This window comes from Vibrio sabulosilitoris (assembly GCF_055391395.1).
Map to the genome: position 1 here is coordinate 738649 of NZ_AP029599.1, position 22233 is coordinate 760881.

At 48.6% G+C, this 22233-nt stretch carries 16 protein-coding genes and 4 tRNA genes; 16 read left to right on the plus strand and 4 right to left on the minus strand.

Annotation, left to right across the window (positions count from 1 at the left end):
* Positions 1-2 precede the first annotated feature (2 nt).
* On the minus strand, positions 3-1292 hold the full coding sequence (locus ACZ5R2_RS03570; protein WP_464902300.1) for an MATE family efflux transporter: 1290 nt from the start codon (positions 1290-1292) through the stop codon (positions 3-5).
* A gap of 443 nt (positions 1293-1735) precedes the next feature.
* Positions 1736-2506 (minus strand): triose-phosphate isomerase, encoded by a 771-nt coding sequence (tpiA, locus tag ACZ5R2_RS03575; RefSeq protein ID WP_464901072.1) that lies wholly within the window; start codon positions 2504-2506, stop codon positions 1736-1738.
* Between the two features lie 499 nt (positions 2507-3005).
* On the opposite strand from tpiA, the gene ACZ5R2_RS03580 reads away from it, so the two are divergent.
* Positions 3006-3356 carry a 5-carboxymethyl-2-hydroxymuconate Delta-isomerase gene (locus tag ACZ5R2_RS03580; RefSeq protein WP_464901073.1) on the plus strand — a complete coding sequence of 117 codons (351 nt, stop codon included), beginning with the start codon at positions 3006-3008 and terminating at the stop codon, positions 3354-3356.
* A gap of 196 nt (positions 3357-3552) precedes the next feature.
* Here ACZ5R2_RS03580 and coaA read toward each other — a convergent pair whose 3' ends face one another.
* Positions 3553-4476, minus strand: a complete 924-nt coding sequence (coaA, locus tag ACZ5R2_RS03585) for a type I pantothenate kinase (RefSeq protein ID WP_464901074.1) — start codon at positions 4474-4476, stop codon at positions 3553-3555.
* 263 nt (positions 4477-4739) lie between these two features.
* Here coaA and ACZ5R2_RS03590 point away from each other — a divergent pair.
* The 13 genes from ACZ5R2_RS03590 (at position 4740) to rpoC (ending at position 18699) form a co-directional block, all read left to right on the plus strand.
* Positions 4740-4815 (plus strand) — tRNA-Thr (locus ACZ5R2_RS03590).
* A gap of 47 nt (positions 4816-4862) precedes the next feature.
* Positions 4863-4947, plus strand: a tRNA-Tyr gene (locus ACZ5R2_RS03595).
* A gap of 36 nt (positions 4948-4983) precedes the next feature.
* Positions 4984-5058: transfer RNA gene (locus ACZ5R2_RS03600), tRNA-Gly, on the plus strand.
* A gap of 12 nt (positions 5059-5070) precedes the next feature.
* Positions 5071-5146, plus strand: a tRNA-Thr gene (locus ACZ5R2_RS03605).
* Positions 5147-5283: 137 nt separating this feature from the next.
* On the plus strand, positions 5284-6468 hold the full coding sequence (tuf, locus tag ACZ5R2_RS03610) for an elongation factor Tu (protein WP_438459896.1): 1185 nt from the start codon (positions 5284-5286) through the stop codon (positions 6466-6468).
* Positions 6469-6711: 243 nt separating this feature from the next.
* Complete coding sequence (secE, locus tag ACZ5R2_RS03615; protein ID WP_438459897.1) at positions 6712-7092, plus strand: preprotein translocase subunit SecE; 381 nt, start codon at positions 6712-6714, stop codon at positions 7090-7092.
* A 13-nt stretch (positions 7093-7105) separates the two neighbouring features.
* Entirely contained in the window at positions 7106-7654 is a 549-nt protein-coding gene (gene nusG / locus ACZ5R2_RS03620; protein ID WP_464901075.1) for a transcription termination/antitermination protein NusG, read from the plus strand.
* 146 nt (positions 7655-7800) lie between these two features.
* Positions 7801-8229, plus strand: coding sequence for a 50S ribosomal protein L11 (rplK, locus tag ACZ5R2_RS03625; protein WP_164649291.1), 429 nt, complete (start codon positions 7801-7803; stop codon positions 8227-8229).
* A 4-nt stretch (positions 8230-8233) separates the two neighbouring features.
* On the plus strand, positions 8234-8938 hold the full coding sequence (rplA, locus tag ACZ5R2_RS03630) for a 50S ribosomal protein L1 (protein ID WP_464901076.1): 705 nt from the start codon (positions 8234-8236) through the stop codon (positions 8936-8938).
* A gap of 270 nt (positions 8939-9208) precedes the next feature.
* Entirely contained in the window at positions 9209-9703 is a 495-nt protein-coding gene (gene rplJ / locus ACZ5R2_RS03635) for a 50S ribosomal protein L10 (RefSeq protein ID WP_438459900.1), read from the plus strand.
* 57 nt (positions 9704-9760) lie between these two features.
* Positions 9761-10129, plus strand: a complete 369-nt coding sequence (gene rplL / locus ACZ5R2_RS03640) for a 50S ribosomal protein L7/L12 (protein ID WP_438459901.1) — start codon at positions 9761-9763, stop codon at positions 10127-10129.
* Between the two features lie 237 nt (positions 10130-10366).
* Positions 10367-14395: a DNA-directed RNA polymerase subunit beta gene (rpoB, locus tag ACZ5R2_RS03645; protein ID WP_464901077.1), complete on the plus strand. Its 4029-nt coding sequence runs from the start codon at positions 10367-10369 to the stop codon at positions 14393-14395.
* Between the two features lie 101 nt (positions 14396-14496).
* Positions 14497-18699: a DNA-directed RNA polymerase subunit beta' gene (gene rpoC, locus ACZ5R2_RS03650; RefSeq protein WP_464901078.1), complete on the plus strand. Its 4203-nt coding sequence runs from the start codon at positions 14497-14499 to the stop codon at positions 18697-18699.
* A gap of 546 nt (positions 18700-19245) precedes the next feature.
* On the opposite strand, the gene rsd is transcribed toward rpoC, so the two are convergent.
* Positions 19246-19740, minus strand: a complete 495-nt coding sequence (gene rsd / locus ACZ5R2_RS03655) for a sigma D regulator (RefSeq protein WP_464902301.1) — start codon at positions 19738-19740, stop codon at positions 19246-19248.
* Positions 19741-19923: 183 nt separating this feature from the next.
* On the opposite strand from rsd, the gene nudC reads away from it, so the two are divergent.
* Together nudC and hemE are read left to right on the plus strand one after the other, a co-directional pair.
* Positions 19924-20745 (plus strand): NAD(+) diphosphatase, encoded by an 822-nt coding sequence (gene nudC / locus ACZ5R2_RS03660; protein WP_464901079.1) that lies wholly within the window; start codon positions 19924-19926, stop codon positions 20743-20745.
* Between the two features lie 405 nt (positions 20746-21150).
* Positions 21151-22218 carry a uroporphyrinogen decarboxylase gene (hemE, locus tag ACZ5R2_RS03665; RefSeq protein WP_464901080.1) on the plus strand — a complete coding sequence of 356 codons (1068 nt, stop codon included), beginning with the start codon at positions 21151-21153 and terminating at the stop codon, positions 22216-22218.
* The last annotated feature ends 15 nt before the right edge of the window (positions 22219-22233 follow it).

Here is a 22233-nt window from a genome sequence, read left to right on the forward strand (position 1 = left end):
AATTATTGTGTAGCCAGTGTATACTGGCTGCGCAGACGCAGTGCATACAGATAGCCAAGGCACCCTCCCAAGACATTTCCGGCTGCAATGCCAATAAATACCCCTTCAGCACCATACCAATACCCGCCAAGCCAGGCACACGGTAGAGTAAACACAAATAGTCGCAGCGCATTACAGTAAAATGCCGTTAGCGGTTTGTGCATCGCATTCAGCGCAGAGCTGAGCATCATCATAATTCCTTGAAACCCGTAGCTTAATGGCACCAAGATTAGATAGCGCCACAGCAGCTTATCCACTGCAGCCTCTTGGGAAAACAGCGCGGCAATTGGCATACTTAGTGGCACCATCACGATAAAGATCAACAGCTGAAAGACGATTGAAAAGCGCATGCTGACAAATAGCCCTTGAAAGCTGCGCTCGGGCTTCTCTGCGCCAAAGTTTTGCGCCATAAATGGAGTAAGTGCAGACGTCAGCGCCATCAAGACCAAGATCAATAACGACTCAACCCGCTGTGCTGCCCCGTAAGCGGCCACAGCAGGGTGACCAAACTGGGAAAGTAGACGCATGATCACAGCGCTAGCAAGCGGCATCATTGCGCTCGATAAGGCGGCAGGCAGGCCTATCGTCAAGGTCGCACGCCAATCAGCAAATAATTGATTCAAATCCGGGAGCGCTAAGAGGTGTTCACGCCTAGCAAGCACATACAGTGAAGCACAGGCAGCCACTAACCAACTTATCGCGCTGGCAATCGCGGCACCTTGGATGCCTAAAGCTGGTATAGGACCCAGACCAAAGATCAGCAGTGGATCAAGCAGACCATTGATGAGCCCTGCCAGCATCATGATCATCGCCGGGGTTTTGGTATCGCCACTGGCACGGATCGCGCTATTACCTGTCATTGGGATGGCGAGCAGAGGAACCGCGAGATACCACACCACCATATAGTCATGGATCAGTGGCACAAGCGAAGGCGTTGCCCCCAAGGCAAGAAACAGCGGCTTAATAGCAAAATACCCCAGCGTCGAGGCCAGTGTCACCAGCGTGGTGGCAAGCAGCAGGGCATGAGTCGAGAAAGATGCTGCTTGCTTCGCTTGTCCCATGCCAAGCAGTCGCCCCAGCTGACTAGACAGCCCAACACCCAGCCCCATAGTGATGCAGTTAATCGCAAAAGTAACCGGAAAGGTATAGCTGATCGCCGCCAAGGACTCAGTCCCCAGCAAGGAGATAAAGAAGGTATCAACCAGATTAAACAGCAACACCGCCACCATGCCAAAAGTCATCGGCACCGTCATCTGACGTAATACTTGCGCGACAGGGTCGGTCAATAGGCCGTGTTTATCTATTTTTTTCCGCAATTGTCTTTTCTCTGGAGTGGCGAGTGATCAAGACTACTTGATTTGGGTGCTTGTGGATAGGTTTATGGGCCTGCGGAGAGGCGAGAATCGAGAGGCGAGAAGCGAGAAAGAGCGTTCAAGTGTATTTGACGCTGTCGAGTCTAGCGCCCCCTCGAGCGAAGCGTACTCGCAGTGCAACGGTCTCGCCTCCGATGTCGGAGAGTCGAGAATCGAGAGACGAGAAGCGAGAAAAAGCGTTCAAGTGTATTTGACGCTGTCGAGTCTAGCGCCCCCCTCGAGCGAAGCGTACTCGCAGTGAAACGGCCTCGACTCTCGCCTCTAAAAGCGAAAATGGCCAGCTAACCGCTGACCATCATACGTAAAATCGCTTTTAAAAAAGCTTAAGCTTTAGCCGCCGCAGCTGCTTTAGCGATAGCTGCGAAACCCGCTGCATTTAGAGCTGCGCCGCCAACTAGAGCGCCGTCGATATCTGGTTGTGCGAAGTAAGACTCAGCGTTTTCTGGCTTAACAGAACCACCGTATTGGATGATAACTTGCTCAGCAACTGCTGCGTCTTTTTCTGCGATCATTGCGCGGATAGAAGCGTGGATGCGCTGTGCATCTTCTGCTGTTGCTGCTTTACCAGTACCGATTGCCCAGATTGGCTCGTATGCGATGATTGCGCCGTTTAGTGCTTCAACGCCGTATGCGTCGATCACTGCGTTGATTTGACGAGCACAAACTGCTTCAGTTTCACCTGCTTCGTTTTGCGCTTCAGACTCACCGATACAGAAAACTGGTTTTAGGCCGTTCTCTTTTAGGAAAGCGAATTTCTTAGCGACGAACTCGTCTGATTCGTTGTGGTACTCACGACGCTCAGAGTGACCGATGATGATGTGAGTTGCACCGAAATCTTTCAGCATTTCTGGAGACATGTCGCCAGTGAAAGCGCCGCTGTTGTTTACGTCAGTGTTTTGCGCACCCAAGATGATTTTGTTACCACCTTCTGCGATTAGGCGCTCAGCCATATCTAGGTACAGTGCTGGTGGAGCAACGGCAACATCAACGCCAGTTACACCTTCAAGCTCTTTGTTAAGACCGTTTAGCAGCTCAGTTACCATTGCCTTGCTACCATTCAGTTTCCAGTTTCCCATCACTACAGGACGACGCATAGGAGTATCTCCATTTCAAATAAATAAAAAATAAAAAATAATAATCGAGGATGACCTGTTCTTGCCCCCGCAAGGCCATCCCGTTTAAGTGTTTCGAATATAACAGATTAATTTTTCCAGATCATGACTCCCGACAAACCTTTCTCGCCCACTACGCCTACAAAATGTGATCAGCCAAACGTTTTACGCGTCCGAGACGCTAGTATCACTGCGTTCCGAGGTGCGGGTATCACTTCGTTCCGAGCTGCGAGGATTTCGGCGCGCGAGTTAAATTCGTCGAGGCTCACGTTTTAGGTTCGAGGACGGGGTTTCGCTCTGCTCTGAGGGGCGAGGGGAGTGTCGTGTGTGGTAGACTCCTTGTTACTCAAGCGCCTTTAAATAGCGCCAAAGTACACAGAGTTCCATGGAGTGAGGAACATACCGAGTGCACTAAACCCCTCGCACCTCGAAGGGCAACGCCCGTACTCGCTCCTCAAACCTTTTTTAAGGAGAAAGGTAGATGCCGAATTTAATCATGGAGTACACCAACACGCTTGAGGAGCGAGTCAATGTTCAAGGGTTGTTGGAAGACTTGCATCAAGTGGTGCTCGACAGTGGCCTGTTTGAGCTCAACGATGTGCGCTCACGCGCGTTGCGCTACCACCACTGGCTAATCGGTGAGCATCAAGACGACGCCGACTTTATTCACTTACGCTTTGAACTACTGGCCGGCCGAAGCGATGTACAAAAGCAGACCCTTTCCGAACAGTTAATGGCGGTACTACAAGCGCAAGCAAGCCAAGTGGGATCGCTGAGTGTGGATGTGCGAGATATGGATCCTGTGGGGTTTGGGAAGCGAATCACCCTGTGATTCAGAGTCGAGAGGCGAGATCGGGCTCTGCCCTGCGAGAGGCGAGGGGAGTTGGTTGAGCGTTCAGGTGAAAGTTACTCAAGTTTGGGTGTTTGTTGCATGAAAAGAGGATTAACACGTAAGTGCCAACCCTAGATGCTACTCTGGAAAGGTTCCCCTCTCGCTTCTCGACTCTCGCAACGCAGTGGTCTCGCCTCTATTTCCTCAGGAGGATTTGTTCCACCAAGTGATTAGGCCCTTTCTTCAATATAAGTCGAGCGCGCTCCTTAGTAGGGAGGATGTTGTCTTGGAGGTTTTTGCCGTTGATCTCTTGCCAGATGGACTTGGCTTTTTCTATCGCCTGGTTTTCGCTTAGGCGGGTGTAGTGGTGGAAGTAGGAGTTTTTGTCCATGAAGGCACCACTGCGAAAGTTGAGGAAGCGCTCGACATACCACTGCTCAATCACCTCTGGCTCGGCGTCAACGTAAAGAGAGAAGTCTAAGAAATCAGAGATAAACGTGCGGTGTGGCTCGTGTGGGTAGTCCATGCCGCTTTGTAGGACATTTAGACCCTCTATGATGATCACATCCGGTGAGTCAATCACCTGCTTTTCATCAGTAATGTCATAGGTTAGGTGCGAATAGACCGGTACCTTGAGTGGAAACTGACCCGCTTTAGCGCGTGCGACAAAAGCAAGTAGACGACGAATGTTGTACGACTCGGGAAAGCCCTTGCGATGCATGATGTTGCGCTGCTCTAGCTCGCGCTTTGAGTATAGAAAGCCATCGGTAGTGACCAGATCGACCTTGGCATGGTTATCCCAGCGAGACAGAAGGGCCTGCAGCAGGCGGGCGGTGGTGCTTTTGCCGACCGCGACGCTGCCCGCCACACCAATAATGAAGGGTTGCTTACTAATCTTGTGACCCAGGAAGTTATTTAACACCGTATTGCGGCCCTGGCGTGACTTTATATATAGATTAATCAGACGGGCGAGTGGCAGGTAGATCTCGACCGCCTCTTTCATGGTCAGACTCTCGTTTACCCCTTGAAGCTCGATAAGGTCATCCTCGGTGAGGGTCATGGGGACTGAATTGCGCAATTCTGCCCATTGATGACGGTCGAAAGTTAGGTATGGGGTCATATCATTCGTCCAGATTGTTCTTCAAGGTTGTGGTGTCAATGGTGTTATCTATAAGGAGGATTGTTAATAAATTTCAACGAGCTCCTGCGAGGAACATACTCCAGTCAACACAGAATGCAAATAATGCACTAGGATTTCTGCGCACTTAGCGCAACTTTTGTCCAAAATCATGCCATTTAGAAAAAATGTGCCCAAAAAGCGTTTTTTTTTGTGATTTGGTCTTGCCAGCGAAGAAATCCTTCAATAAAATGCGCCCCACTTGTGCCGACTTAGCTCAGTAGGTAGAGCAACTGACTTGTAATCAGTAGGTCACCAGTTCGATTCCGGTAGTCGGCACCACTTTCACTTTGCCTCGGGCAATGACGACGAAAGTGGACAAGTTTTGTGGGGGGGTTCCCGAGTGGCCAAAGGGAGCAGACTGTAAATCTGCCGGCACTGCCTTCGATGGTTCGAATCCGTCCCCCCCCACCATTTTCTTTAGGAAATAGCGTTCAAGAGTTACGTGTTGCGGGCATCGTATAATGGCTATTACCTCAGCCTTCCAAGCTGATGATGCGGGTTCGATTCCCGCTGCCCGCTCCACTCTTTACGAGTGCTGATATAGCTCAGGTGGTAGAGCGCATCCTTGGTAAGGATGAGGTCGGCAGTTCGAGTCTGCCTATCAGCACCAGCTTCATGCATGCATTTCCTTTTGATCCTTTCTTTTAACTAAACTACGTTTAGTCTTTAAGAGGAAGTCTATTACCAAACTATTTTGGTTGCGTGGTCATCAAAGCCACTTAAATCCGTACCTATGAGGGACAACTCATGTCTAAAGAAAAATTTGAACGTACGAAACCGCACGTAAACGTTGGTACTATCGGCCACGTTGACCACGGTAAAACAACTCTAACTGCAGCTATCTGTACTACTCTAGCTAAAGTATACGGCGGTGAAGCGAAAGACTTCGCATCTATCGATAACGCTCCAGAAGAGCGTGAGCGCGGTATCACAATCGCAACTTCTCACGTTGAGTACGACACTCCAACTCGTCACTACGCACACGTAGACTGTCCAGGACACGCGGATTATGTTAAGAACATGATCACAGGTGCTGCACAGATGGACGGTGGTATCCTAGTTGTTGCTGCAACTGACGGCCCAATGCCTCAGACTCGTGAGCACATCCTACTAGGCCGTCAGGTTGGTATCCCATACATCATCGTATTCATGAACAAATGTGACATGGTTGACGATGAAGAGCTACTAGAACTAGTAGAAATGGAAGTTCGTGAACTTCTATCTGAGTACGAATTCCCAGGTGACGACCTACCAGTAATCCAAGGTTCAGCTCTTGGTGCACTAAACGGTGAGAAGCAGTGGGAAGACAAGATCGTTGAGCTAGCAGAAGCTCTAGATTCTTACATCCCAGAGCCAGAGCGTGCAGTAGATCAGCCGTTCCTACTACCAATCGAAGACGTATTCTCGATCCAAGGTCGTGGTACAGTTGTAACTGGTCGTATCGAGCGCGGTATCCTAACTGTAGGTGACGAAGTAGAAATCGTAGGTATCAAAGAAACTACTACTACTACTTGTACTGGTGTTGAGATGTTCCGTAAGCTTCTTGACGAAGGTCGTGCTGGTGAGAACGTTGGTGCACTTCTACGTGGTACTAAGCGTGACGAAGTTGAGCGTGGTCAAGTTCTTGCAGCTCCTGGCTCAATCAACCCACACACTAAGTTCGAGTCTGAAGTATACGTACTTTCTAAAGATGAAGGCGGTCGTCACACTCCATTCTTCAAAGGCTACCGTCCACAGTTCTACTTCCGTACAACTGACGTAACTGGTGACATCCAACTACCAGACGGCGTTGAAATGGTAATGCCAGGCGACAACGTTCAAATGACTGTTGAGCTAATCGCTCCAATCGCTATGGACGAAGGTCTACGCTTCGCAATCCGTGAAGGTGGCCGTACTGTAGGTGCTGGTGTTGTAGCTAAAATCTTCGATTAAGATTTGACGAAACACTACTAAAAAGGGCATCATTTGATGCCCTTTTTCTGCGCTGAAACAAGAGACTATTGCTTTCAACTAATAATTTCTTGTTTTAGCGTCGAGTTTAAATTGAGTTAAGTGCTTGATTGCTAAGGTAGTTGTCGTTTATTTCTCAGATTGGATAAACTACAAAAAAATAGTGAGCCCTGCTACAGCGGGGCTGTTGTCGTCTATATTTAAGACTTATTACAGGTTGGTTTTATGAAAGCAAATAATGCTGAAACTCCTGAAAGCTCGAATGGCGCAGACACAATTAAGTGGATCGTCGCTTTTGCGCTGGCCGCTGCCGCTGTCGTAGGTAATTACCTGTATGGCGAAATGTCTGTAGTGATCCGAGCTGCAGGTGTTGTTGTTCTTATCGCCGCTGCTCTTGGCGTAGCTGCAACAACAATGAAAGGTAAAGCTGCGATTAGCTTTGCGAAAGAATCCCGTATGGAAGTTCGCAAGGTTGTTTGGCCGACTCGTCAAGAGACAACGCAAACAACGCTAATCGTTTTGGCTGTAAGTATTGTAATGGCTCTAGCTTTGTGGGGCATCGACGGCATCATGGTTCGTCTGGTTGCATTCATAACTGGGGTATAGAGGGTTTTTATTCATGAGTGAAGCTCCAAAAAAACGCTGGTATGTAGTTCAAGCCTTCTCTGGTTTTGAAGGTCGTGTTGCTCAATCTCTACGTGAGCACATCAAGATGCACGACATGGAAGAGTTGTTTGGTGAAGTACTGGTTCCAACTGAAGAAGTTGTTGAGATGCGCGCAGGTCAACGTCGCAAATCTGAACGCAAGTTCTTCCCTGGCTACGTTCTTGTTCAGATGATCATGAACGACGAGTCATGGCACCTAGTGCGCAGTATTCCGCGCGTAATGGGCTTCATTGGTGGTACCTCTGATCGTCCAGCTCCTATCACTGATAAGGAAGCTGACGCGATTCTTAATCGTCTTGAGAAGGCGAGCGAAGCGCCTCGTCCACGTACTATGTACGAAGCGGGTGAAGTGGTTCGTGTGAACGACGGTCCATTTGCTGACTTCAACGGTACTGTTGAAGAAGTGGATTATGAGAAGAGCCGCCTGAAAGTGTCTGTATCGATCTTTGGTCGTGCAACACCGGTTGAGCTTGATTTTGGTCAGGTTGAAAAACTTGATTAAAAAAACACCTTTTTAGGGTTGTTTAAGGCGCGAATTATGACTATAATTTCGCGCCTTTTTACAGCAATGCTGTAAAAAAGTTCTTTATGAAATCACGGGGAGCTGACCAATCGGTTAGCGATTGAACCCAAAACTTAGGATATATCATGGCTAAGAAAGTTGAAGCTTATATCAAACTGCAAGTTGCAGCTGGTATGGCAAACCCAAGTCCACCAGTTGGTCCTGCTCTAGGTCAACACGGTGTTAACATCATGGAATTCTGTAAAGCGTTCAACGCGAAAACAGAATCTATCGAGAAAGGTCTACCTACTCCAGTTGTTATCACTGTATACAACGACCGTTCTTTCACGTTCGTAACTAAGACTCCACCTGCTGCAGTTCTTCTTAAGAAAGCGGCTGGCGTTAAGTCTGGTTCAGGTCGTCCAAACACTGAAAAAGTGGGTACTGTAACTGACGCTCAGCTACAAGAAATCGCAGAAACTAAAGCTGCTGATATGACTGGTGCTGACATCGAAGCGATGAAGCGTTCTATCGCAGGTACTGCTCGTTCAATGGGCCTAGTGGTAGAGGGTTAATAAGATGGCAAAACTAACTAAGCGCATGCGCGTAATCCGCGAAAAAGTTGACGTAACTAAAGAATACGAAATCAACGAAGCTATAGCTCTTCTTCAAGAACTAGCAACTGCTAAATTCGTTGAGTCTGTTGACGTTGCAGTTAACCTAGGCATCGATGCTCGTAAATCTGACCAGAACGTACGTGGTGCAACTGTACTACCTCACGGTACTGGCCGCGACATCCGCGTTGCAGTGTTCACTCAAGGTGCAAACGCTGAAGCAGCTAAAGAAGCTGGCGCAGACATCGTTGGTATGGAAGATCTTGCTGAGCAAGTGAAGAAAGGCGAAATGAACTTCGACGTAGTTGTAGCATCTCCTGATGCAATGCGCGTTGTAGGTCAGCTAGGTACTATCCTAGGTCCTCGCGGTCTAATGCCAAACCCGAAAGTTGGTACTGTAACTCCTAACGTTGCTGAAGCGGTTAAGAACGCTAAAGCGGGTCAGGTTCGTTACCGTAACGACAAGAACGGTATCGTACACACGACTATCGGCAAAGCTAACTTCTCTGCAGAGCAGATCAAAGAGAACCTAGAGTCTCTTCTAGTTGCTCTTAAGAAAGCTAAGCCATCTTCAGCGAAAGGTACTTTCCTGAAGAAAGTAAGCATCTCTACTACTATGGGTGCTGGTGTTGCGGTTGACCAAGCGAGCCTTGATACTCAAGCAAGCTAATTCAATTTGCAAAGGCGCAAAATTTGTGTATAATTTTGCGCCTAATATTTGTGGTTGGGGCTGAGTTAATTCTCACTGAATTAGTCTCCAGTCTCCGTCCAAGACCGTAGGTGTTTGACTCGTCAAACTTAATCACCCTACGTAGATGGTGCCCGAACTGACTGAAAGATTTATTTTTATAAGTAAACTTTCTTCTGGGACTGCACCTAATAAGCTCTCACTGTCGTGATGATAGTGAGTGGTGTAACGACAACCAGGAGTAAATCCAAGATGGCTTTAAACCTTCAAGACAAAAAAGCAATTGTTGCTGAAGTCAACGAAGCAGCCAGTGGTGCACTTTCTGCAGTTGTAGCTGACTCTCGTGGCGTTGAAGTTGGCGCAATGACTGTTCTACGTAAACAAGCTCGTGAAGCTGGCGTTTACATGAAAGTCGTGCGTAACACTCTAGCGCGTCGTGCGGTTGAAGGTACAGAGTTTGAGTGTCTAACTGACACTTTCACTGGTCCTTCTCTAATCGCTTTCTCTAACGAGCACCCTGGTGCTGCAGCGCGTCTTTTCAAAGACTTCGCTAAAGAGAACGACAAATTTGAGATTAAAGCTGCTGCATTTGAAGGCGCAGTTACTGATGCTGAAGTACTAGCGACACTACCAACTTACGACGAAGCAATTGCACGCCTAATGATGTGCATGAAAGAAGCTTCTGCTGGCAAGCTGGTACGTACTATCGCTGCACTCCGCGACCAAAAAGAAGAAGCTGCGGCTTAAGCCTTGCTTTTCACTGGTTGCTATTTAAACTTATTGTTGACTTAAAAGAGAATTGTTATGTCTATTACTAACGAGCAAATCCTAGACGCAGTTGCAGAAATGTCTGTAATGCAAGTTGTTGAACTAATCGAAGCTATGGAAGAGAAATTCGGCGTATCTGCTGCAGCTGCTGTTGTAGCTGGCGGCGCTGCTGGTGGCGAAGCTGCTGCTGAGCAAACTGAATTCGACGTAGTTCTTGAGTCTGTTGGCGGTAACAAAGTTGCTGTTATCAAAGCTGTTCGCGGCGCAACTGGCCTAGGTCTTAAAGAAGCTAAAGCACTAGTTGATAGCGCTCCAGCTCCTCTAAAAGAAGGCATCGAGAAAGATGAAGCTGAAGCTCTTAAAGCTCAGCTAGAAGAAGCTGGTGCAACTGTTGCAGTTAAGTAATTATTACTTAAGCTTCTTAGCCTAACGGCTAATGGCTGGTGGTTTTATAACCACCGGCCTTTTTGCGCTGTAGGGTCTAGGCGAATTTTCCCGCTGTTTTTCGCGCCTCACCCTAGCAAAAAAGTATCGCATTGCCACTCAGTGCGCTGCTCCTTCAGAAAAAACAGTCGTTATTAGTCACTGTCTCAATATGATTGGAGACAGTTTGGGTCACTTATCAGCGAGCTGAGGAACCCCATGGTTTACTCTTATACCGAGAAAAAGCGCATCCGTAAGGACTTTGGTACTCGTCCACAAGTTTTGGACATTCCATACCTGCTATCGATCCAGCTCGATTCGTTCGACAAATTTATCGAACAGGATCCTGAGGGACAATACGGTCTTGAGGCTGCGTTCCGTTCTGTATTCCCAATTCAGAGCTACAACGGCAATTCTGAGCTGCAATACGTTAGCTACCGTCTTGGTGAGCCAGTTTTTGACGTTAAAGAATGTCAAATCCGCGGTGTAACTTATTCAAAACCGCTACGCGTTAAACTACGCCTAGTTATCTTTGATAAAGACGCGCCAGCAGGTACTGTAAAAGATATTAAAGAACAAGAAGTCTACATGGGTGAGATCCCACTCATGACAGACAATGGTACCTTCGTAATCAACGGTACCGAGAGGGTTATCGTATCCCAGCTGCACCGAAGCCCTGGCGTATTCTTTGACAGCGATAAGGGTAAGACCCACTCATCGGGTAAAGTACTTTATAACGCACGTGTAATCCCTTACCGTGGTTCATGGCTCGACTTCGAGTTTGACCCTAAGGATAACCTATACGTACGTATCGACCGTCGTCGTAAGCTACCAGCTTCAATCATCCTTCGTGCCCTAGGCAAGTCGACTGAAGAGATCCTAGGTCTGTTCTTCGAGAAGGTGAACTTCGAAGTGAAAGATCAAACTCTACTTATGGAGTTGGTTCCTGATCGTCTACGCGGTGAAACTGCGTCATTCAACATCGAAGCGAACGGTACGACTTACGTTGAGCAAGGTCGTCGCGTAACGGCTCGTCACATCCGTCAACTTCAAAAAGATGGCGTTGAGCACATCGAAGTGCCAGTAGAGTACATCGTTGGTAAAGTTGCATCGAAAGATTACATCAACGAAGCAACTGGCGAGATCATCGTTGCAGCGAACCAAGAGCTAAGCCTAGAGGCGCTTGCTCACCTGTCTCAAGCAGGTCACAAATCTCTAGAAGTTCTGTTCACCAATGACCTAGACCACGGTCCGTTCATGTCTGATACGCTACGTATCGACAGCACGGTTGACCGTATCTCTGCGCTAGTTGAAATCTACCGCATGATGCGTCCTGGTGAGCCGCCAACGAAAGAAGCGGCAGAAGCCCTATTCGAGAGCCTATTCTTCTCTGATGAGCGTTACGATCTATCGACCGTTGGTCGTATGAAGTTCAACAGCTCTATCATGCGTGAAGATGCTCAAGATCAGGGTATCCTAGACGAAACTGATATCATCGAAGTGATGAAGAAGCTGATCGCTATCCGTAACGGTATTGGCGAAGTGGATGATATCGACCACCTAGGTAACCGTCGTATTCGTTCTGTGGGCGAAATGGCTGAGAACCAATTCCGTGTTGGTCTAGTACGTGTTGAGCGTGCCGTGAAAGAGCGTCTAAGCCTAGGCGATCTCGATGCGATCATGCCTCAAGACCTCATCAACGCGAAGCCAATCTCAGCGGCAGTGAAAGAATTCTTTGGTTCTTCACAGCTGTCTCAGTTTATGGACCAGAACAACCCGCTATCAGAAGTAACGCACAAGCGTCGTATTTCTGCATTGGGTCCTGGCGGTCTAACTCGTGAGCGTGCTGGCTTTGAGGTACGTGACGTACACGTAACTCACTACGGTCGTCTATGTCCGATCGAAACGCCGGAAGGTCCAAACATCGGTCTGATCAACTCTCTATCTGCGTTTGCGCGTTGTAACGAGTACGGTTTCCTAGAGACGCCATACCGTCGCGTTGTAGATGGCATCGTAACTGACGAAGTAGATTACCTATCTGCTATCGAAGAAGGTCAGTTCGTTATCGCTCAGGCTAACACCGTACTGACTGGCGAAGGTACCTTCGCTGAAGAGCTAATCACTGCTCGTCAGAAAGGTGAATCGGGTCTACACCCACGCGAAAACGTCGACTACATGGACGTTGCAACCAACCAGGTTGTATCTATCGCTGCGTCGCTTATCCCGTTCCTAGAACACGATGATGCGAACCGTGCATTGATGGGTGCGAACATGCAACGTCAGGCTGTGCCTACACTTAAGGCTGATAAGCCACTAGTAGGTACCGGTATCGAGCGTAACATCGCGGTTGACTCGGGTGTAACTGCTGTTGCTAAGCGCGGCGGTATGATCCAGTCTGTGGATGCTTCTCGCATCGTAGTTAAGGTTAACGAAGATGAGCTGATCCCTGGCGAAGCAGGTATCGACATCTACAACCTAACTAAGTACACACGTTCAAACCAAAACACGTGTATCAACCAGCGTCCATGTGTGATGCCAGGTGAACCAGTACTACGTGGTGACGTTCTTGCTGATGGTCCTTCAACCGACCTTGGTGAGCTTGCACTTGGTCAGAACATGCGTATCGCATTCATGCCTTGGAACGGTTACAACTTCGAGGACTCGATCTTAGTATCTGAGCGCGTAGTTCAAGAAGACCGCTTCACGACTATCCATATCCAAGAGCTTTCTTGTGTGGCGCGTGATACCAAGCTGGGTGCTGAAGAGATCACTGCTGATATTCCAAACGTAGGTGAGTCTGCTCTGTCTAAACTAGACGAGTCAGGTATCGTTTACATTGGTGCTGAAGTGAAGGGTGGCGACATCCTAGTTGGTAAAGTAACCCCTAAAGGTGAAACCCAGCTTACTCCTGAAGAGAAGCTACTACGTGCGATCTTCGGTGAAAAAGCATCAGATGTTAAAGATACATCACTGCGTGTACCAAACTCTGTTTCAGGTACCATCATCGACGTTCAAGTCTTCACTCGCGATGGCGTAGAGAAAGACAAGCGTGCGCTTGAAATCGAGCAGATGCAGCTGAAAGAAGCTAAGAAAGACCTAACTGAAGAGTTCCAAATTCTTGAGGGTGGCCTTCTAAACCGTGTTAAAGCACTTCTAATCGAAGGCGGCTACACGGAAGCGAAACTAGACACTATCGAACGTAAGAAGTGGCTAGAGCTGACGCTTGAAGACGATGCACAGCAAACTCAGCTAGAGCAACTAGCCGAGCAGTACGACGAGCTTAAAGCGGACTTCGATAAGAAGTTTGAAACTAAGCGTCGCAAGATCACTCAAGGTGATGATCTAGCGCCGGGCGTACTGAAGATCGTTAAGGTTTACCTAGCGGTTAAGCGTCGCATCCAGCCTGGTGATAAGATGGCGGGTCGTCACGGTAACAAGGGTGTAATCTCTAAGATCAACCCTGTTGAAGACATGCCATACGATGAAACTGGCCAGCCAGTAGACATCGTACTTAACCCACTGGGTGTACCATCGCGTATGAACATCGGTCAGATCCTAGAAGTACACTTGGGTCTGGCAGCGAAAGGTATCGGTGACAAGATCAACCAGATGGTTAAGGAGCAGCAAGAACTGGCTAAGTTCCGCGAGTTCCTACAGAAGGTTTACGATCTTGGCGACACGCGTCAGAAGATCGACGTTGCAGCTCTGTCTGATGATGAAGTTCGCACTCTGATCAAGAACCTGCGTGGCGGTCTACCGATCGCGACACCTGTCTTCGACGGTGCATCTGAGCGTTCAATCAAAGACCTTCTAAAACTAGGTGGCCTACCAGAATCTGGTCAGCTAACTCTGTTTGATGGTCGCACTGGTGATGCGTTTGAGCGTCCTGTAACTGTAGGTTACATGTACATGCTGAAACTGAACCACCTTGTTGATGACAAGATGCACGCACGTTCGACTGGTTCTTACAGCCTAGTAACTCAGCAGCCACTTGGTGGTAAAGCTCAGTTCGGTGGTCAGCGTTTCGGTGAGATGGAAGTATGGGCACTAGAAGCATACGGTGCTGCTTACACCCTTCAAGAAATGCTAACCGTCAAGTCGGATGACGTGAATGGCCGTACTAAGATGTATAAGAACATCGTAGATGGCAACCACAGCATGGAACCTGGCATGCCAGAATCGTTCAACGTATTGTTGAAAGAGATTCGCTCGCTAGGTATCAACATCGAGCTAGAAGACGAAGAGTAATCCCTTTCCCCAAGGCTTTGCCTTGGGGAGACAAAGCGATTATTTAGTAGAAGGCGCTCATCGAGAGGTGGGCTCCTTTTAACTCCTTACAGGAGCTGATTGTGAAAGACTTATTAAACTTTCTAAAAGCACAGCATAAGACCGAAGAGTTTGATGCAATCAAAATCGGTCTTTCTTCACCAGACATGATCCGTTCATGGTCTTTCGGTGAAGTGAAAAAACCTGAGACGATCAACTATCGTACGTTCAAACCTGAGCGCGATGGTCTGTTCTGTGCGCGTATTTTTGGTCCAGTTAAAGACTACGAGTGTCTTTGTGGTAAATACAAGCGCTTGAAGCACCGTGGTGTTATCTGTGAGAAGTGTGGCGTTGAAGTTACACAAACTAAAGTTCGTCGTGACCGTATGGGCCACATCGAGCTTGCATCACCAGTTGCTCACATCTGGTTCCTAAAATCACTGCCGTCTCGTATCGGTCTACTTATGGATATCCCACTGCGTGATATCGAGCGTGTTCTTTACTTCGAAATGTACGTAGTAACTGAGCCGGGTATGACGGATCTAGAAAAATCTCAGATGCTGACTGAAGAAGAGTATCTGGATCGTCTAGAAGAGTGGGGTGATGAGTTCACTGCGAAGATGGGTGCAGAAGCGATTAAAGATCTATTGAGCACAATGGATCTGCCTTCTGAGATCGAGCAGATGCGCGAAGAGCTAGAAACAACTAACTCTGAAACTAAGCGTAAGAAGATCACTAAGCGCTTGAAGCTTGTTGAGGCATTCGTTCAATCAGGTAACAACCCTGAGTGGATGATCCTAACTGTGCTTCCAGTTCTTCCGCCAGATCTACGTCCTCTAGTACCACTAGACGGCGGTCGCTTTGCGACATCTGATCTGAACGATCTTTACCGTCGCGTGATCAACCGTAACAACCGTTTGAAGCGTCTTCTAGAGCTAGCGGCTCCAGACATCATCGTACGTAACGAAAAGCGTATGCTGCAAGAGTCTGTTGATGCCCTTCTAGATAACGGTCGTCGCGGTCGTGCGATCACAGGTTCGAACAAGCGTCCTCTGAAATCTCTTGCTGATATGATCAAGGGTAAACAAGGTCGTTTCCGTCAGAACCTTCTAGGTAAGCGTGTAGATTACTCTGGCCGTTCTGTAATCACAGTAGGTCCATACCTTCGTCTACACCAGTGTGGTCTTCCGAAGAAGATGGCACTAGAGCTATTCAAACCATTTATCTACAGCAAGCTAGAGACTCGTGGCATGGCGACGACAATCAAAGCTGCGAAGAAGATGGTAGAGCGCGAAGAAGCGATCGTTTGGGATATCCTAGACGAAGTTATCCGTGAACACCCAGTACTGCTTAACCGTGCACCAACACTTCACCGTCTTGGTATCCAGGCGTTTGAACCAGTACTAATCGAAGGTAAAGCGATCCAGCTACACCCACTTGTGTGTGCGGCGTATAACGCGGACTTCGATGGTGACCAAATGGCGGTACACGTGCCTCTAACTCTAGAAGCACAGCTTGAAGCACGTACCCTGATGATGTCGACCAACAACATCCTGTCGCCAGCATCGGGTGATCCGATCATCGTACCTTCTCAGGACGTTGTATTGGGTCTTTACTACATGACACGTGACAAGATCAACGTGAAAGGTGAAGGCATGTACCTTGCTGGCCCAGAAGAGGCTGAGAAGGCATACCGCACTAAGACCGCTGAACTACACGCTCGCGTTAAAGTACGTATCACTGAAACTGTCGTTGACGAAGATGGCAACAGCACAACTGAGACCAAGATGGTAGATACTACTATCGGTCGTGCAATGCTATGGCAAATCGTTCCAGCAGGCCTGCCTTACAGCCTAGTTAACCAAAAACTAGGTAAGAAGCAGATCTCTAACCTGTTGAACGAGGCGTACCGTAAACTGGGTCTGAAAGACACAGTAATCTTCGCTGACCAAATCATGTACGCTGGTTTTGCTTACGCAGCACTATCAGGTGTTTCTGTAGGTATCGACGATATGGTTGTACCTGCTGCGAAATACACTGAGATCTCGGAAGCAGAGGAAGAAGTTCGCGAAATCCAAGAGCAGTTCCAATCTGGTCTGGTAACCGCGGGTGAGCGCTACAACAAAGTGATCGATATTTGGGCATCGACCAACGATCGCGTAGCGAAAGCGATGATGGAAAACCTTTCATCTGAAACGGTTGTTAACCGTGACGGTGAAGAAGAGCAGCAAGAGTCATTCAACAGCATCTACATGATGGCGGACTCGGGCGCTCGTGGTTCTGCAGCTCAGATTCGTCAGCTAGCGGGTATGCGTGGTCTGATGGCACGTCCAGATGGTTCAATCATCGAGACGCCAATCACCGCGAACTTTAAAGAAGGTCTAAACGTACTTCAGTACTTTATCTCAACGCACGGTGCTCGTAAGGGTCTTGCGGATACGGCACTGAAAACTGCGAACTCGGGTTACCTAACTCGTCGTCTAGTAGACGTAGCGCAGGACGTTGTAGTACACGAACACGATTGTGGCACGCACGAAGGTGTAGACATGATGCCGCACATCGAGGGTGGTGATGTTAAGGTAGCCCTAACAGAACTTGCTCTTGGTCGTGTTGTTGCTGAAGACGTACTTAAGCCTGGTACTGAAGATGTTCTGATCCCACGTAACACTCTAATTGATGAGAAGTGGTGTCAGATCATGGAAGAGAACTCAGTTGACTCGATGAAAGTGCGCTCGGTAGTAACCTGTGACTCTGACTTCGGTTGTTGTGCACTGTGTTACGGTCGTGACCTAGCACGTGGTCACCTAGTGAACCAAGGTGAAGCAGTCGGCGTTATCGCTGCTCAGTCTATCGGTGAGCCGGGTACACAGCTTACGATGCGTACGTTCCACATCGGTGGTGCGGCATCGACAGCGGCTGCTGAGAACAGCATCCAAGCGAAGACAACAGGTACTGTTAAGCTTCACAACGCTAAGTTCGTAATCAACAAAGACAAGAAGCTTGTGATCACTTCTCGTGCCTCTGAACTAACTATCATCGATGAGTTCGGTCGTACTAAAGAGAAGCACAAACTGCCTTACGGTTCTATCCTGTCGAAAGCAGACAACGACCTAGTGACTGCTGGTGAGACAGTAGCGAACTGGGAAGCGCACACCATGCCAATCATCACTGAAGTGGCAGGTCGCATCCAATTCGTTGACATGATCGACGGCGTAACGGTTTCTCGCCAAACCGATGACCTAACCGGTCTATCTTCAAGCGAAGTGACTGACGCGGCAGCTCGCCCAGCAGCAGGTAAAGATATGCGTCCAGCTATCAAACTTGTTGATGAGCAAGGTAACGATGTAATGATCCCTGGTACTGATATGCCAGCTCACTACTTCCTACCAGGTAAAGCGATCGTGAACATGGAAGACGGTGCAGAAGTAGGTATCGGTGATACGCTTTCTCGTATTCCTCAGAAGTCTGGCGGTAACAAAGATATCACCGGTGGTCTTCCACGCGTTGCGGACCTATTCGAAGCTCGTAAGCCTAAAGAGCCTGCGATCCTTGCTGAGCACACAGGTACTGTGTCATTCGGTAAAGAGACCAAAGGTAAACGTCGCCTAATCATCACTCGTGATGGTGGCGATACGTACGAAGAGATGATTCCTAAGCACCGTCAGCTCAACGTGTTTGAGGGTGAGAAGGTTGAACGTGGTGACGTGATCGCAGATGGTCCTGAGTCTCCGCATGACATCCTACGTCTACGTGGTATCCACGCGGTAACTCAGTACATCGCTAACGAAGTACAAGAAGTTTACCGTCTACAAGGCGTTAAGATTAACGATAAGCACATTGAGACTATCGTTCGTCAAATGCTACGTAAGTGTACTATCACGCACGCAGGTGACTCTGAGTTCCTACCTGGTGAACAGCTAGAATATGCGAACGTTAAGATTGCTAACCGTGACCTTGAAGCTGAAGGCAAAGAGCCTGCACGTTTCGAGCGTGAGCTACTAGGTATCACTAAGGCATCTCTAGCGACTGAATCGTTCATCTCTGCGGCATCGTTCCAGGAGACAACACGCGTTCTAACTGAAGCTGCGGTTTCTGGTAAGAAAGATGACCTACGCGGTCTGAAAGAAAACGTAATCGTGGGTCGTTTGATCCCTGCGGGTACCGGTTTCGCTTACCACCAAGACCGTCAAGCGAAACGCACAGAAGAGCAAGAAGGCCCATCAGCAGAGCAAGCGACGGACAACCTAGCTGCCCTACTGAACGCTGGTTTCTCGTCTGACGAGTAAAATCGCCAATCGCTTTCGCTTAGGCTAGACAAGTTGATTGATAAGAAGGCATCCACTTAATGTGGGTGCCTTTTTTTTCGCTATTGGCGAGAGGCGGGATCGGGCTGCGCCCTGCGAGAGACGAGAGGCGAGGGGGAGCGTGTTGTGCGTTTTGGCGGAAATCTAAAGAAATCGTTGATTGTGAAATAAAAAGGGTTGGCACTTTCACGCCAACCCATAAATTCTTTTCTTTTGACCAGGGCCTAGAAGCGAGAAATGCATCTAACCTTGGTCTATGTCTTAAAGCGTTCACCACCTCGAGCGAAGCGTACTCGCAGGGCACAGCCCGATCCCGCCTCTCGATTCTCGCCCTAGGCAAATAATAACTGTGGAACAAAAAAGTTGGCACTTTAATGCCAACCCATAAATTCTTTTCTTTTGATTAGGGCCTAGAAGCGAGAAATGCACCCAACCCTAGTCTGTTGTCTTAAAGCGTTCACCACCTCGAGCGAAGCGTACTCGCAGGGCGCAGCCCGATCTCGCCTCTCGATTCTCGTCGAAGGCGCGCTAGGCGCCTGGCGGGATAGCCAAACTATCCGCAATTAACTGAATCAGGTTGTCTTCTTGTGCAAACCTAATTTCGAGAATTTCACCCAGCCGGGATAAGTCATCTTCAAGGCTGTCTAGATTGGTTTCTTGGTTGGTTTCGGCGTAGTTGTCGGTGAAGCTGAGAAGAGGCTCGGTGGTTAAGACAATTTTGGCGTAGGCTTGATCAATTTCTTCAGTGGCTTTGAAGCCTGTCGAGCGCCATTTATCCATCACCATGTCGTAAATCTTGAAATGGCCTGCTGAGATATAGTCCACCAAGTGCTGACAAAAGTGCTGCAGTTCATCGGGGGAGGGCAGCGTGGCAAGCTTGTTGCTGTTAGGCGCGGTTTGGAGGTTCGCCAGTTTACAGTACTCAACGATTAAAGATTGACGAGTATCCAACCAGTGATCGATGACATCACTTGAGCCACCCCATTGATCTTGCGTTTGTTTCAGTTTTCTCAACATACGTATTGCCCTCTCGCTCGAAGCACCAATCAGCGCCCGAATTTGTGTGCTTTGGTAGGCACCTTCTATAGGATACCAATGCGTGGTCATTTAGGTTCATAACCTATCGATAAGACTGCATTTGTTTTAAAGTGGTATGATTTTAGATTGCCAGTAAAATGATGATTCTGCAAGCGACGAGAGGCACGGATGTTAGAAAATTGTGATGCAAATGAAACGAGTCCCATACTTTGGATCGTTGTAAGAGATAGCTCGGTTTGGCTGGTCGATAATCAATTGCCTAGCGGCTCTGGGCAAGCTTTGGGGTTGCCGGTGGAAAAAGCTTGTGCCATTGGTGAGTACCAAGGGCAAACCTGTGTGTGGCTTAATGAATCAGACGTTGAAATGCAGCTCGAGATGGTCTCGCTGCGCAGCTGTTTAGAGTTTCCTGAGCCACTGTTTCTGATGGTCAGCCGCGCAATCCAGTACGGCCACATGACCCAAACCATGCGCTACTGCCCGCTGTGTGGCGGGCGTAATCACCTTAACCACAACCAATTAGCCATGCAGTGCGGCGATTGTCGTACCTTACACTACCCAAGAATTTTCCCCTGCATTATCGTCGCCGTACGCAAGGACGACAAACTACTCCTAGCTCAACACCCAAGGCATCGTAGCGGCATGTACACAGTGATCGCAGGCTTTCTAGAAGTAGGGGAGACCCTAGAACAGTGTGTCGCACGCGAGGTAATGGAAGAGACCGGGATAGTAGTCAACAATATCCGTTACTTTGGCAGCCAGCCTTGGGCTTTCCCCTCAAACATGATGATGGCATTTTTAGCAGATTATGCCGACGGCAAGGTAAAACCCGACTATCGCGAGATATCGGATGCAGGATGGTTCAGCCCCGATGAGCTTCCCGAGGTCGCCCCAACCGGAACCATCGCCAGAGCCTTAATCGAACAAACCATCTCCGATATAAAAGCAGGTACGAGGTTCGAGGGCGGGCTTCGCCCAATGGGGGGCGAGTAGTTTGCAGCGCGCGATAGAGTATTCGCTCCTCGCAACTGTTTTTAGGGTCGAGGTTCGAGTACGGGCGTTGCCCTTCGGGGAGCGAGGAATTCAGAGCGCGCGACAAAGTCCTCGTACCTCGGAACGAAGTGTGACTCGACTCTCGCCTCTGTTTTTTGACAAAAAAAACCCTCCTACAGAAGGAGGGGGTAAGTAAGATGTCGTTATGAGATACCGAGTTGTAATAACTCATTTATAGTAGTTTTCGCTAGCAACCAAATAGTAAACATTGTTTAGGGTTGGACGCAAATTAAGCATTGTTATTAAAGTAAATAACATGATCCAGGGCTCAAAGCGTTGGTCTTTTTGCGCCCTAACAGTGTTAAGATAATCAGCGAGAAAATCAGTCTAGATTGGATGAAAAGAATGACAGAATTAAAAAATGATCGCTATCTGCGCGCTTTGCTCAAACAGCCAGTAGACTACACCCCAGTGTGGATGATGCGACAAGCCGGTCGTTATCTTCCAGAGTACAAGGCTACTAGAGCCGAGGCAGGTGACTTTATGTCGTTATGCCGCAATGCTGAGTTGGCTTCAGAGGTGACACTTCAGCCACTACGTCGCTTCCCACTTGATGCCGCAATACTCTTCTCAGATATCCTGACCATCCCAGATGCGATGGGATTAGAGTTGCGCTTTGCCGCAGGTGAGGGACCGGTGTTCGATAAGCCGATCACTTGTAAAGCGGATGTCGACAAAATTGGTCTGCCTGATCCCGAGGGTGAGCTGCAATACGTGATGAATGCGGTGCGCCAGATCCGTAAGGATCTCAATGGTGACGTACCACTGATTGGCTTTTCGGGTAGCCCATGGACGCTTGCGACTTATATGGTTGAAGGCGGTAGCTCAAAAGCGTTCACCAAGATTAAAAAGATGATGTACGCCGAGCCGCAAACCCTGCATGCGTTGCTTGATAAGCTTGCTGACAGTGTGATTGAGTATCTGAATGCGCAAATAAAGGCGGGTGCTCAGTCGGTGATGGTGTTTGATACGTGGGGTGGGGTGCTGACGCCGCGTGATTACAATCTGTTCTCGCTGCAATATATGCACAAAATTGTCGACGGTCTGATCCGTGAAAACGAGGGGCGCCGCGTGCCGGTCACCTTGTTTACCAAAAACGGTGGCATGTGGCTTGAGCAGATCGCTGCTACAGGTTGTGATGCGGTTGGTCTGGATTGGACGATCAACATCGCTGATGCTAAGGCGCGTATTGGGGATAAAGTGGCGCTGCAAGGCAACATGGACCCATCAATGCTGTATGCACAGCCTGAGCGAATTCGTCAAGAAGTCACGAGTATTCTTGAGGGCTTTGGTCATGGTGGAACCGGGCATGTGTTTAACCTTGGCCACGGCATTCACCTTGATGTGCCGCCAGAAAATGCGGGAGTGTTTGTTGACGCTGTCCATCAGCTCTCTAAGCCCTACCACCAATAGCTTTATCACCAAAAA